This window comes from Pseudomonas sp. EU05-FHT14B02, from assembly GCF_058791055.1.
Genome location: NZ_JBYTDD010000046.1, coordinates 24,948 through 36,757, shown reverse-complemented (window position 1 = coordinate 36,757; position 11,810 = coordinate 24,948). Strand labels below are relative to the sequence as shown.

Below are 11,810 nucleotides of genomic sequence, written 5' to 3'. Positions count from 1 at the left end.
AGCCTCCGAAAGACACCCTGTGAAAGCTTAGAGAGTGATCACAGGGTGTGAGGGGGGAGCCATTTCATTAGGGATTGCGCATAACCTGTGGGAGCGGGCTTGCCCGCGATGAACGATGACACGGTTTATCTTTGCAATACGAGGATGCGCGACAACAACTCATCCCGGTCGACATAGCAGCCCTGGAAATGCCGCGCCCCGGTGGCGGGGTCGAAGGCGTTGCGGGCGTGCAGGGTGCGACGGTTGTCGAAGCACCACAGCTCACCGGGATTGAGCCGCCGCATCAACCTGAATCTAGGCTCGCGGGTCATCGCGATAAAGCGCCGGTAGGCCTGATACAACTTGGGCATCTGTTCCACCGATGCATCGAAGGGGCCGCGCAGAAAGTTGGCCATGCGGATTTCCGATACCTGCCCCAACGTATCCAGGGCAATGATCGGTGCCAGGCAGCGGTAGTCGCTGTGACGATCCTTGTTGCGAAACTCCACGGGGATTTCGCAGAGGCTTTTGAAAGATTCGGGGTCTTCCCGGCGCAAGGCATCGGCAATGGCAAAGCCGTCGACAAAAATGCTCTCGCCACCCTCGGCGTCATTGACCAGGCAATGCAGGAATTGCAGCCCCGGTTGCAGCTCCCGGGTTGGCAAATCGCTGTGCAGCGGCAGGTTGAACGCGGTGTAGGCGTTGCTGTCGGCGTCGGCCTTGGATTGCACGTTGAACAGCACGCCGAAATTGCTCTCGCGGATGAAGGAAATCCGTTGGGCGATCAGCTTCAGAGAACCAGGCTCGGTGGGCACGCCACGGACCTGGGTCAATCCGACATCCCGCACCGCCAACAACCATTGCAACAAGGCGTCGGAGTCGTTCATCAGCGCTTGATATTCGAACACCGGCAACTGCAAATCGCTGTGCCAGAGCCTGGCTACAGGCTTGCGCTGCTGGCGCTCGGCGCGGGACTCATCGTCATAGGCGTGGGCGCGCAACCAGCCGGGGTCGAAGCGGCTGTGGTGGCCGTCCTGCCAATCAACCGCCAGGCAGCCATCGTTGTTGATACTGACGTTATCGGCTATCAGATCCTGAGCCACATCGACGATTTCCAGCACTTGCTCGCGGGTCACGGTGTAGACGCACTGCGGGCATGGGCAATTGTCCCGCAGCCATTGATGGTGGAAAGGGCTGACGCGATCGTCGGCCCACCTCACCAGAACACGGTCCGCCAGAGTCTGCACGGCAGTCAGCGCGCTGATCAACGGATAGGTACGAAAGTCGGCAAAAGCAGCGGCGGTGTTCATGGCGATCTCCTTTTTATTTTTTTGCGGGTAATGCGATCACTCGGCCAATGTATGCGGGGGTTGGCAGGTCTGTCTGTTCGGCGACGATGGCTTGCAGCTGGCTCAAGGACTGCTCGCTGAACGGTGCCGAACGCGGCCCGGCGAGATCCACGTGCAGGAGCATCTGTTCGTTGCCTGCAAGTTCCTGGGCATCACCCACCAGATGCAAGCTGTGATAGAGGTGCACGCGCTTGCTGTCGTGGGCAATGATCTGGGTGTGCACTTCGACCTTTGCGTCGAGCTTCACTTCGTGCAGGTAGTTCAGGTGCAGTTCGAGGGTGAACAGCGAGTTACCGCTGGCCTCCCGGCTGTTGCTGTCCAGGCCAAGGCGATCCATCAGGGCATCGGTTGCGTAGCTGAAAATCAATAGGTAGAAGGCATCGCGCAGGTGGCCGTTGTAGTCGACCCAGTCGGGGATGATGGTGGTTTGGTAGGTGGTGAGGGTGGGCATGGTTTCTGATCCAATTTGTGTGGTGACCGGACTGCCGCTATCGCGAGCAAGCTCGCTCCCACAGGTTACCGAGTTGTATCAGACACCTGCGATCAAATGTGGGAGCGAGCTTGCTCGCGATGGGGTCAGCACTGCTGGCCCCAAAGCTTGGGCTTACTCGCTGAAGGCCATCCCATGCTTCTCTTTGGTGGTCTTCACCGCCTCCAGCACCGCCAGCAGGCAGTCATCACGATAGCGCTCCAGCGCCGAAATGCTGTGTTTACCCAGTTGATCGCTGGTGCCATCGACCACGTCGTCGATCAGCTTGTCGGTCAGTTCCGGTGCCGGCAGGTAAGTCCACGGTAGCTGCAATGCCGGACCAAACTGTGCCATGAAGTGACGCATGCCGGCATCGCCACCGGCCAGGGTGTAAGTCAGGAACGTGCCCATGAACGACCAGCGCAAACCGGCGCCGAAGCGGATGGCGTCGTCGATTTCGCCAGTAGTCGCCACGCCGTCGTTGACCAGGTGCAACGCCTCGCGCCACAGCGCTTCGAGCAGGCGGTCGGCGATAAAACCCGGTACTTCCTTGCGCACGTGCAACGGGCGCATCCCCAGGGATTCATAGACTTTCATCGCCGCTTGCACCGCTTCTGGCGCGGTGTTCTTGCCACCGACCACTTCCACCAGTGGCAGCAGGTAAACCGGGTTGAACGGGTGACCGACCACACAGCGTTCCGGGTGCGTGGCGCTCTCGTAGAACTCGCTCGGCAACAGGCCAGAGGTGCTGGAGCCGATCAACGCATTGGGCTTGGCTGCCGCGCTGATTTTGCTGTGCAGGTCCAGTTTCAGCTCCAGCCGTTCCGGGGCGCTCTCCTGGATGAAATCGGCATCGCGCACGCACTCTTCGATGGTTGCGACAAAACGCAGACGATCCTGCGATGCACCCGGTGCCAAACCTTGTTTTTCCAGTGCACCCCACGCGTTGGCGACACGCTTGCGCAGGGCCGCTTCGGCACCGGGAGCCGGGTCCCAGGCCACTACATCCAGGCCATGGGCGAGGGCGCGGGATACCCAGCCGCTGCCGATGACACCGCTGCCTAACGCTGCGAAGGTTTTGATTTCGGTGATAAAGCTCATGGTCAATTCCTGAATTTGGCTCGAAAAAAAAACTGTGGGAGCGAGCTTGCTCGCGATGGCGATATTCCTGTCGCAGATGATGCTTCGGATGTACCGACGTCATCGCGAGCAAGCTCGCTCCCACAGGGGGGAAAGGGGATGGGCTTAACCGCGCTTGGTCAGGCCCATTTTTACTCGGCCTTCAGCCGGGGTCAGGACGCGGGCACCGAGGCGGCTGAGGATTTCCGTGGCGCGCTCGACAAGTTGGCCGTTGGTCGCCAGTACGCCCTTGTCCAGCCACAGGTTGTCTTCCAGCCCGACCCGCACGTTGCCGCCGAGCAACACGGCTTGTGCCGCCATCGGCATCTGCATGCGACCGATACCGAAACCGGCCCAGACCGCGTCGGCCGGCAGGTTGTCGACCATGGCTTTCATGGTGGTGGTGTCCGCCGGCGCACCCCAAGGGATGCCCAGGCACAGCTGGAACAACGGGTTGTCGAGCAAGCCTTCCTTGATCATCTGCTTGGCGAACCACAGGTGGCCGGTATCGAAGATCTCCAGCTCGGCTTTAACGCCTAGTTCCTGGATGCGTTTGGCGCCAGCGCGTAGCTGCGCCGGGGTGGAGACGTAAATGGTGTCGCCGTCGCCGAAGTTCAGGGTGCCGCAATCCAGGGTGCAGATTTCCGGCAGCAGTTCTTCGACGTGGGCCAGGCGGGTCAGCGGGCCGACCAGGTCGGTATTCGGGCCGAATTCCATCGGGTTCTCGCCCGCGCCGATTTCCAGGTCGCCGCCCATGCCGGCGGTGAGGTTGACAATGATGTCCACGTCCGCTTCGCGGATGCGCTCCATCACTTCACGGTACAGCGCCACGTCACGGCTGAACTTGCCGGTTTGCGGGTCACGTACATGGCAGTGAACCACGGTGGCACCGGCCTTGGCGGCTTCCACGGCGGCAGCCGCGATTTGTTTCGGGGTGACCGGCACGTGTGGGCTCTTGGCGGTTGTGTCGCCAGCACCGGTGAGTGCGCAGGTGATGATGACGTCGTGGTTCATTTGGCGGTTCCTTACAGGCGAGTTTTTGGTTTTGGCCAGGCGTGGTTATCCCGTTCGCAGCCCGTTGGGGCTGCGAGTCGGTGGTTCATTCGGTTTATTTACTGGTCAGTTGCAGGTTTTCAGCGGCCGGTTTGCCATCGAAGGTGGTGACGCCTTCAAGCCAGCGTTTTTTGTCCTGCGGGTGATCCTTGAGCCATTGTTTGGCCGACTCGAAAGCGTCCTTGTGATCCAGCAGCGGCTGCATCATCCGGCTCTCGTCTTCGGCGGTGAACGTCAGGTTGCTCAGCAGGCGACCGATGTTCGGGCATTGTTCGGCGTAGGTCGGTGCGGTGACGGTCCATACGGTGGCCTTACCTTCGTTCGGGCCGAGGGCGTTATCGCTGCCGGTGAGGTAGGTCATTTTCACGTTGACGTTCATCGGGTGCGGCGCCCAGCCGAAGAACACCACGGCTTCGTTGCGACGCACGGCGCGATCCACCGCGGCGAGCATGCCGGCTTCGCTGGACTCGACCAGCTGGAACTTGCCGAGGCCGAACTGGTTCTTGGAGATCATTGCCTTGATCTGGGTGTTGGCGCCCGAGCCAGGCTCGATACCGTAGATTTTGCCGCCCAGTTCTTTTTCGAATTTGGCGATGTCAGCGAAGGTTTTCAGGCCCTTGTCGGCGAGGTAGGTCGGCACGGCGAGGGTCGCGCGGGCGTCCTGCAGGCTTGGCGCATCAAGCACCTTGACCTGTTTGGCGTCGACGAACGGGGTGATGGTCTGGGTCATCAGCGGGTTCCAGTAGCCGAGGAACAGGTCCAGACGCTGGTCGCGGATCCCGGCGAAGATGATTTGCTGGGAGGCGCTGGTTTGTTTGGTGCTGTAGCCGAGGCCGTCGAGCAATACCTGGGTCATGGCACTGGTGGCGATCACGTCGGTCCAGTTCACTACACCCATGCGCACGTTCTGGCACGCTGCGGGTTCGGCGGCCATGACACTGGCGCTCAGTAACGCGGTACCACTGAGTGCAAGAACACAGCTGCTGATCAGTCGTTTCATCTCAGGTTCCTCGGCAGTTCGTTTATTGTGAGTTCCGGTGTCTGATGCGCCGGTGATGCCAAGTTACGCAGCAAAGCACCGATGAAAGCGCACTGCGGCGACCAGCTCTTGCACTGCAGCGACCTGCCCCCTTGAATGCCGCTCGCAAGTGGCGTATCAACACCCCTACGCTGCCCGCCCTCTCGTTACCTGCTAAGCGAGTGCGCTCCATGTCCCAGGATTTCTACTTCTTGTTGATGCCGGGTTTCTCGGCCATCGGATTTATCTCGGCCATCGAGCCGTTGCGGGTGGCCAATCGCTTTCGTGGCGAGCTGTATCGCTGGCATGTGCTGAGCGCCGATGGCGGGGCGGTGCTGGCGAGCAACGGCATGTCGGTCAACGCCGATGCGGCGCTGGAGCCGTTGAAAAAAGGCGTGACGCTGCTGGTGGTGGCCGGGTTCGAGCCCTTGAAGTTCACCACCCCGGCGCTGGAACACTGGCTGCGCCGCCTGGACCACGAAGGCGTGACCCTCGGCGGCATCGACACCGGCAGCTTCATCCTCGCCGAGGCGGGTTTGCTCGACGGCCATCGCCTGACCCTGCACTGGGAAGCCATCGATGCGTTCAAGGAATCCTATCCACAGCTCAGCGTCACTCAGGAACTGTTCGAGATCGACCGCCGTCGCATCACCTCTGCTGGCGGCACCGCCTCTATTGATTTAATGCTGGATCTGATCGCCCAGGCCCATGGCCCGGAGCTGGCGATCCAGGTCAGCGAGCAATTCGTGCTTGGTCGCATCCGCCCGCGCAAAGACCATCAGCGCATGGAAGTCGCCACCCGTTATGGCATCAGCAACAAGAAGCTGGTTCACGTGATCGGCGAGATGGAGCAGCACAGCGAACCGCCGCTGAGCACGCTGGAACTGGCGGAATCGATCAAGGTGACGCGGCGGCAACTGGAGCGCCTGTTTCGCCTGCATCTGAACGACACGCCGAGCAACTTCTATCTGCGTTTGCGTCTGGAGAAGGCGCGGCAGCTATTGCGGCAGACAGACATGAGCGTGCTGGAAGTGAGTATTGCCTGTGGGTTTGAATCGCCGTCGTATTTCACCCGCAGTTATCGGGCGAAATACGAGCGGTGCCCACGAGAGGATCGGCGTACCGCCAAGGCATAACCACCCGCAGAACCCCTGTAGGAGCGAGCTCTGCTCGCGAAAAACGCCTGGGCAACGTGTTCATTCAGACAGCACGCGTAATCGTTAACGTCCATCGCGAGCAGAGCTCGCTCCTACAAGGGTTGAAGGTTACTTTTTCAGTAACGCCGAACAGGCAGCCTTGTACGCCTCATGCTGATACTTGTTCAGCGTCCCCGGCAGCTCGAAACCGTGCTTCTTGGCCTGGGCATTGATGGTCTGCGGCGACAGTAAGGTCACCTCGCAATTCTCCAGCAACTGGAAAACCCCTTCGATCTTGAACGTGGTCGGCCCACCGGCGAATTCGCCTTTCTTGCTGCGTTTCTTGATCGCAATGCGGTCGATGGAATTCTCACGGACAAACGATGCGACCTGAGCGGCAAACACTTTGACGTTGGCGGCTTCGTCATCATCGTCCAGGGCAATTTTCTTGGTGGCGAGCGCGACATGGCTCAGCGCCTGACCGTCCAGCGTGGTCACGGCAATGATCGCTTCACTGCCCTTGATTTCGATGCCGCAGACTTTCATGTTCAATCCCATTAGTGACAGAGGGTGTGCAGCTTACAGCTCAAGCTGGCTGGCAGTGATGCCAAACGCCAAAGCGATTTTTTCACGAGTGGCTTTACGGGGCTTGGCGACTGTTTCCTGTTGGGCAAAGGCAGGCTGGGTTATGCCCATGCGTTTGGCCACTTCATCCTGGGTAAGGTTCAAGTGTTCGCGCCAGGCTCGGATAGGGGTAGCGCCATCGACGATACGGCTCACCACCTCATGGGGGATCAAGTCGGGTTCGATTTTCTGCGCCACGTATTGTGCATAGGGAATGACCACAAAGGCTGGATTGCCTTCGGCGTCGTTGATGATTTGAATGTCAGTAGGTGCGTTCATCGCGTTTTTTGACCTCTTGAATACTGACCACTTTGATCGCGCCATCCCAATCAAACATGACCCGGTAATTACCGACACGTAGCCGATAAGCGTAGTCATGACCGACCAGTGCTTTGACATTGCCTGCCTCAGGCATGCCAGCGAGTGTCGCGACGGCATCACGAACCTGAATCTGGTGAACGGAATGCAATCTCAAGAGTTGCTTAACGGCCTTTCGAGTCCAGTGAATGCTGTTCATGGAAGAATATAAGTCTTTTATAAGATTTGCGAATCTTTACTTATATTTTTATGGTTGGCTATCAACAACATTTGTCGGCATATTGCGTGAAAAATCCGCAGAGCAGTGGCTTTGGACAGAGGCTGTAGGTCAGGTCAGAGTGCTTTGTGGGAAAAGCTTTTTTGGCGATTGAAAGCTGGTGGTAGTGCCAGCTTTCAGCGGGAGATTCAGGATTATTCCTGCCCAATCGATTCCAAAAACTCCGACCGTTCGTCACTCATCCGCGCAATGCAATCGTTCTGGGCAATGGTGAACGCCTTACTGCCATTGGTGGCCGGGAAGGCTTCGACGGCACAGTCGGCGTCCCGGGTCTTCAACCATTGCTGTTGGGCGGCCTTGATCTTGGCGGTGATGTCGGCCAGTTGCGATGGGTTTTTGCCGTATTGCGACTGCATGCGCTCGGTCAGGCCCTGGAGGTTTTCCTTGAGCAGGTCTTCGGCGGAGGTTTTGCTGAAGGCCGAGCACTCGAGGGTCTGGATGTCGTTTTCGACTTTGTCGCACGGGTTGTCGTCGGCCACCTCCGCTGCGTGTACGCCGCTCGCAATCAGTGCCATTGCCAGAATGATCGATTTCATTATCGTCGCCGCTCTTGTCCAGTGAAGCATCCAGTGATGCGGCGAATTCTGGCCCAAGCCAAGGGCCTTGAACAGGTCGGTGATTGTGCCTGACCACGACCCTTTGTCGCGGATTGACGCTTTCGGCAAACCCCCTGTCGTTTTTGCACCCGGCTGCCCCTGCACCGAGGCATATGCTGGCCCCAAAGCGCCGGCACACGATTCGGCGCATGAATCGCTAACAAGGGGACAGCCTGATGAGCCCAGCCGAATTGCACGCCGACAGCATCGTTATCGACGGGCTGATTATCGCCAAGTGGAACCGTGAACTGTTCGAAGACATGCGCAAGGGCGGTCTGACGGCGGCTAACTGCACCGTGTCGGTGTGGGAGGGCTTTCAGGCCACCGTCAACAACATCGCCGCGAGCCAGAAGCTGATTCGCGAGAACAGCGACCTGGTGATCCCGGTGCGCACCACCGCCGACATCCGTAAAGCCAAGGAGCAGGGCAAGACCGGCATCCTGTTCGGCTTCCAGAACGCTCACGCTTTCGAAGACCAGATCGGCTATGTCGAGGTCTTCAAGCAGCTGGGCGTCGGCATTGTGCAGATGTGCTACAACACCCAGAACCTGGTGGGCACCGGCTGTTACGAGCGTGACGGCGGCCTGTCGGGCTTTGGTCGCGAAATCGTCGCCGAGATGAACCGCGTTGGTGTGATGTGCGACCTGTCCCACGTCGGTTCCAAGACTTCCGAAGAAGTCATCCTCGAGTCGAAGAAACCGGTCTGCTACTCCCACTGCCTGCCATCGGGGCTCAAGGAGCACCCGCGCAACAAGTCCGATGAAGAACTGAAGTTCATCGCCGACCACGGCGGCTTTGTCGGCGTGACCATGTTCGCGCCGTTCCTGGCCAAGGGCATCGATTCGACCATCGACGACTACGCCGAAGCCATCGAGTACGTGATGAACATCGTCGGCGAAGACGCCATCGGCATCGGCACCGACTTCACCCAGGGCCATGGCCAGGACTTCTTCGAATACCTGACTCACGACAAGGGCTACGCCCGCCGCCTGACCAGTTTCGGCAAGATCATCAACCCGCTGGGGATCCGCACCGTGGGCGAGTTCCCGAACCTGACCGAGACCCTGCTCAAGCGCGGCCACTCCGAGCGCGTGGTACGCAAGATCATGGGCGAAAACTGGGTCAACGTCCTGAAAGACGTCTGGGGCGAGTAAGCCGCTGCACCTCTGAATCCTTTCCCCCGGCCGTCCGTGCCGGGGGCAACACCAAAATTTTTCTGGAGTTAAGTTTCCATGGCCAAGATCGCCCCGCAATTGCCAATCGAAGTCGACAGCGAAACCGGTGTCTGGACCTCCGACGCCCTGCCGATGCTGTACGTGCCGCGCCATTTCTTCGTCAACAACCACATGGGCATCGAGGAAGTGCTGGGCGCTGAAGCCTATGCCGAAATCCTCTACAAGGCCGGCTACAAGTCCGCCTGGCACTGGTGTGAAAAAGAAGCCGAATGCCACGGCCTGGAAGGTGTCGCGGTGTTCGAGCACTACATGAAACGCCTGTCGCAGCGCGGCTGGGGCCTGTTCAAGATCCAGGACATCGACCTCGACAAAGGCACCGCCAGCGTCAAGCTCGAACACTCGGCATTCGTCTACGTGTACGGCAAAGTCGGGCGCAAGGTCGACTACATGTTCACTGGCTGGTTTGCAGGGGCCATGGATCAGATCCTCGCCGCTCGCGGCAGCAAGATCCGCACCGTGGCCGAACAAGTCTACGGTGGCTCCGAAGAGGGCCACGAAGACGGCTTGTTCACCGTCAAGCCGTTGTAAGTCGAGGAACCCGCCATGGCTTTCGAAGCAATGTTCCAGCCGATCCAGATCGGCAAACTGACCATCCGCAACCGCGTGCTCAGCACCGCGCACGCCGAGGTCTATGCCACCGACGGCGGCATGACCACCGACCGGTACGTCAAGTATTACGAAGAGAAGGCCAAGGGCGGGATCGGCCTGGCGATCTGCGGCGGTTCGTCCGTGGTGGCCATCGACAGCCCGCAGGAATGGTGGAGTTCGGTGAACCTGTCCACCGACCGCATCATTCCGCACTTCCAGAATCTTGCCGACGCCATGCACAAGCATGGCGCCAAGATCATGATCCAGATTACCCACATGGGGCGTCGCTCGCGTTGGGACGGCTTCAACTGGCCGACGCTGATGTCGCCGTCGGGCGTCCGCGAGCCGGTGCACCGTGCCACTTGCAAAACCATCGAGCCGGAAGAGATCTGGCGGGTGATCGGCAACTACGCTCAAGCAGCCCGCCGCGCCAAGGCCGGTGGCCTGGACGGTGTCGAACTGTCGGCGGTGCATCAGCACATGATCGACCAGTTCTGGAGCCCACGGGTCAATAAGCGTACCGACGAATGGGGCGGCACCTTCGAAGGCCGGATGAAGTTCGGTCTGGAAGTCTTGAAAGCCGTACGTGCTGAGGTCGGTGACGATTTCTGCGTGGGCATGCGCATCTGCGGTGACGAGTTCCACCCGGATGGTCTATCCCACGAAGACATGAAGCAGATCGCCAAGTATTACGACGATACCGGCATGCTCGACTTCATCGGCGTCGTGGGTTCGGGTTGTGACACCCACAACACCCTGGCCAACGTGATTCCGAACATGAGTTATCCGCCGGAACCGTTCCTGCATCTGGCTGCCGGTATCAAGGAAGTGGTCAAGGTTCCAGTACTGCACGCACAGAACATCAAGGACCCTAACCAGGCTACACGTATCCTGGAAGGCGGTTACGTCGACATGGTCGGCATGACCCGCGCGCACATCGCCGACCCGCACCTGATCGCCAAGATCAAAATGGGCCAGATCGACCAGATCAAACAGTGCGTCGGTGCCAACTACTGCATCGACCGTCAGTATCAGGGTCTGGATGTGCTGTGCATTCAGAACGCCGCGACTTCTCGTGAATACATGGGCTTGCCGCACATCATCGAAAAAACCACCGGCGTGAAACGCAAGGTGGTGGTGGTCGGTGCCGGTCCTGCCGGGATGGAAGCCGCTCGCGTGGCCGCCGAGCGTGGCCACGACGTGACCCTGTTCGAGAAAAAGGAATTCATCGGCGGGCAGATCACCACCGCATCGAAAGCCCCGCAACGGGACCAGATCGCCGGTATCACCCGCTGGTATCAACTGGAACTGGCGCGGTTGAAAGTCGACCTGCGCCTGGGCACCGCGGCTGACGCGGCAACCATCATGGACCTGCGTCCGGACGTGGTGGTGCTGGCCGTCGGCGGTCATCCGTTCATCGAGCAGAACGAACACTGGGGCGCGGCAGAAGGCCTGGTGGTCAGCAGCTGGGACATCCTCGATGGCAAGGTTGCACCGGGCAAGAACGTGCTGGTCTACGACACCATTTGCGAATTCACCGGCATGTCGACCGCCGACTTCCTCGCCGACAAGGGCAGCCAGGTCGAGATCGTGACCGACGACATCAAGCCGGGCGTCGCCATCGGTGGTACATCGTTCCCGACTTACTACCGCAGCATGTACCCGAAAGAAGTGATCATGACCGGCGACATGATGCTGGAGAAGGTCTACCGCGAAGGCGACAAGCTCGTAGCGGTACTGGAAAACGAATACACCGGCGCCAAAGAGGAGCGGGTGGTTGACCAGGTGGTCGTGGAAAACGGCGTGCGTCCGGACGAAGAAATCTACTACGCGCTGAAGGAAGGCTCGCGCAACAAAGGCCAGATCGACGTCGAAGCCTTGTTCGCGATCAAGCCGCAACCTTGCCTGGAACAGAGCGGTGATGGCTACCTGTTGTTCCGCATTGGCGACTGCGTGGCCCAGCGTAACGTGCATGCGGCGATCTACGACGCGCTGCGGCTGTGTAAAGACTTCTAACGGGCTTGCACATAACCCTGTGGGAGCGGGCTT

Annotated in this window: 14 protein-coding genes; 5 read left to right on the top strand and 9 right to left on the bottom strand. The window is 59.6% G+C overall.

Annotated elements, in window-relative coordinates; genetic code table 11:
• Nucleotides 1–125 precede the first annotated feature (125 nt).
• From AC3WTM_RS28775 to AC3WTM_RS28755, 5 genes are all read right to left on the bottom strand, one after another.
• Nucleotides 126–1,289 (bottom strand): gamma-butyrobetaine dioxygenase, encoded by a 1,164-nt coding sequence (locus AC3WTM_RS28775; protein ID WP_102671165.1) that lies wholly within the window; start codon nt 1,287–1,289, stop codon nt 126–128.
• 13 nt (nt 1,290–1,302) lie between these two features.
• On the bottom strand, nt 1,303–1,779 hold the full coding sequence (locus AC3WTM_RS28770; protein ID WP_102671164.1) for a thioesterase family protein: 477 nt from the start codon (nt 1,777–1,779) through the stop codon (nt 1,303–1,305).
• 153 nt (nt 1,780–1,932) lie between these two features.
• Nucleotides 1,933–2,898, bottom strand: coding sequence for an L-carnitine dehydrogenase (locus AC3WTM_RS28765; RefSeq protein ID WP_095964145.1), 966 nt, complete (start codon nt 2,896–2,898; stop codon nt 1,933–1,935).
• A 144-nt stretch (nt 2,899–3,042) separates the two neighbouring features.
• Nucleotides 3,043–3,930: a 3-dehydrocarnitine:acetyl-CoA trimethylamine transferase CdhC gene (gene cdhC / locus AC3WTM_RS28760; protein ID WP_102672503.1), complete on the bottom strand. Its 888-nt coding sequence runs from the start codon at nt 3,928–3,930 to the stop codon at nt 3,043–3,045.
• A 94-nt stretch (nt 3,931–4,024) separates the two neighbouring features.
• A complete protein-coding gene (locus AC3WTM_RS28755) occupies nt 4,025–4,969 on the bottom strand; it encodes a choline ABC transporter substrate-binding protein (protein WP_102672502.1) in 945 nt (314 codons plus the stop codon).
• Nucleotides 4,970–5,178: 209 nt separating this feature from the next.
• On the opposite strand from AC3WTM_RS28755, the gene AC3WTM_RS28750 reads away from it, so the two are divergent.
• Complete coding sequence (locus AC3WTM_RS28750; protein WP_057712988.1) at nt 5,179–6,123, top strand: GlxA family transcriptional regulator; 945 nt, start codon at nt 5,179–5,181, stop codon at nt 6,121–6,123.
• 129 nt (nt 6,124–6,252) lie between these two features.
• On the opposite strand, the gene AC3WTM_RS28745 is transcribed toward AC3WTM_RS28750, so the two are convergent.
• From AC3WTM_RS28745 to AC3WTM_RS28735, 3 genes are read right to left on the bottom strand one after another with little or no spacing between them, the layout of a single operon-like run.
• Nucleotides 6,253–6,669: a DUF3010 family protein gene (locus AC3WTM_RS28745; RefSeq protein WP_102672505.1), complete on the bottom strand. Its 417-nt coding sequence runs from the start codon at nt 6,667–6,669 to the stop codon at nt 6,253–6,255.
• A gap of 33 nt (nt 6,670–6,702) precedes the next feature.
• The gene (locus AC3WTM_RS28740) at nt 6,703–7,026 is read right to left on the bottom strand and encodes a helix-turn-helix domain-containing protein (protein WP_056726566.1); all 324 of its coding nucleotides are present in this window, start codon (nt 7,024–7,026) and stop codon (nt 6,703–6,705) included.
• Nucleotides 7,010–7,264, bottom strand: a complete 255-nt coding sequence (locus AC3WTM_RS28735) for a type II toxin-antitoxin system RelE family toxin (RefSeq protein WP_102672501.1) — start codon at nt 7,262–7,264, stop codon at nt 7,010–7,012. Before AC3WTM_RS28735 ends, AC3WTM_RS28740 begins: the two co-directional genes overlap by 17 nt.
• On the opposite strand from AC3WTM_RS28735, the gene AC3WTM_RS28730 reads away from it, so the two are divergent.
• Nucleotides 7,263–7,436 carry a hypothetical protein gene (locus AC3WTM_RS28730; protein ID WP_158247461.1) on the top strand — a complete coding sequence of 58 codons (174 nt, stop codon included), beginning with the start codon at nt 7,263–7,265 and terminating at the stop codon, nt 7,434–7,436. The two genes, AC3WTM_RS28735 and AC3WTM_RS28730, sit on opposite strands and share 2 nt — an antisense overlap.
• A 40-nt stretch (nt 7,437–7,476) precedes the next feature.
• Here the strand turns inward: AC3WTM_RS28730 and AC3WTM_RS28725 are convergent, their stop codons facing one another.
• Nucleotides 7,477–7,878 carry a lysozyme inhibitor LprI family protein gene (locus AC3WTM_RS28725; RefSeq protein ID WP_102672500.1) on the bottom strand — a complete coding sequence of 134 codons (402 nt, stop codon included), beginning with the start codon at nt 7,876–7,878 and terminating at the stop codon, nt 7,477–7,479.
• A gap of 236 nt (nt 7,879–8,114) precedes the next feature.
• On the opposite strand from AC3WTM_RS28725, the gene AC3WTM_RS28720 reads away from it, so the two are divergent.
• The 3 genes from AC3WTM_RS28720 to dgcA all read left to right on the top strand — a co-directional run bounded on the left by AC3WTM_RS28720 (nt 8,115) and on the right by dgcA (nt 11,777).
• Entirely contained in the window at nt 8,115–9,092 is a 978-nt protein-coding gene (locus tag AC3WTM_RS28720; protein WP_032829497.1) for a dipeptidase, read from the top strand.
• 78 nt (nt 9,093–9,170) lie between these two features.
• Entirely contained in the window at nt 9,171–9,701 is a 531-nt protein-coding gene (locus tag AC3WTM_RS28715) for a DUF5943 domain-containing protein (RefSeq protein ID WP_008048169.1), read from the top strand.
• 15 nt (nt 9,702–9,716) lie between these two features.
• Nucleotides 9,717–11,777 (top strand): dimethylglycine demethylation protein DgcA, encoded by a 2,061-nt coding sequence (gene dgcA / locus AC3WTM_RS28710; RefSeq protein ID WP_102672499.1) that lies wholly within the window; start codon nt 9,717–9,719, stop codon nt 11,775–11,777.
• Nucleotides 11,778–11,810: the final 33 nt, after the last annotated feature.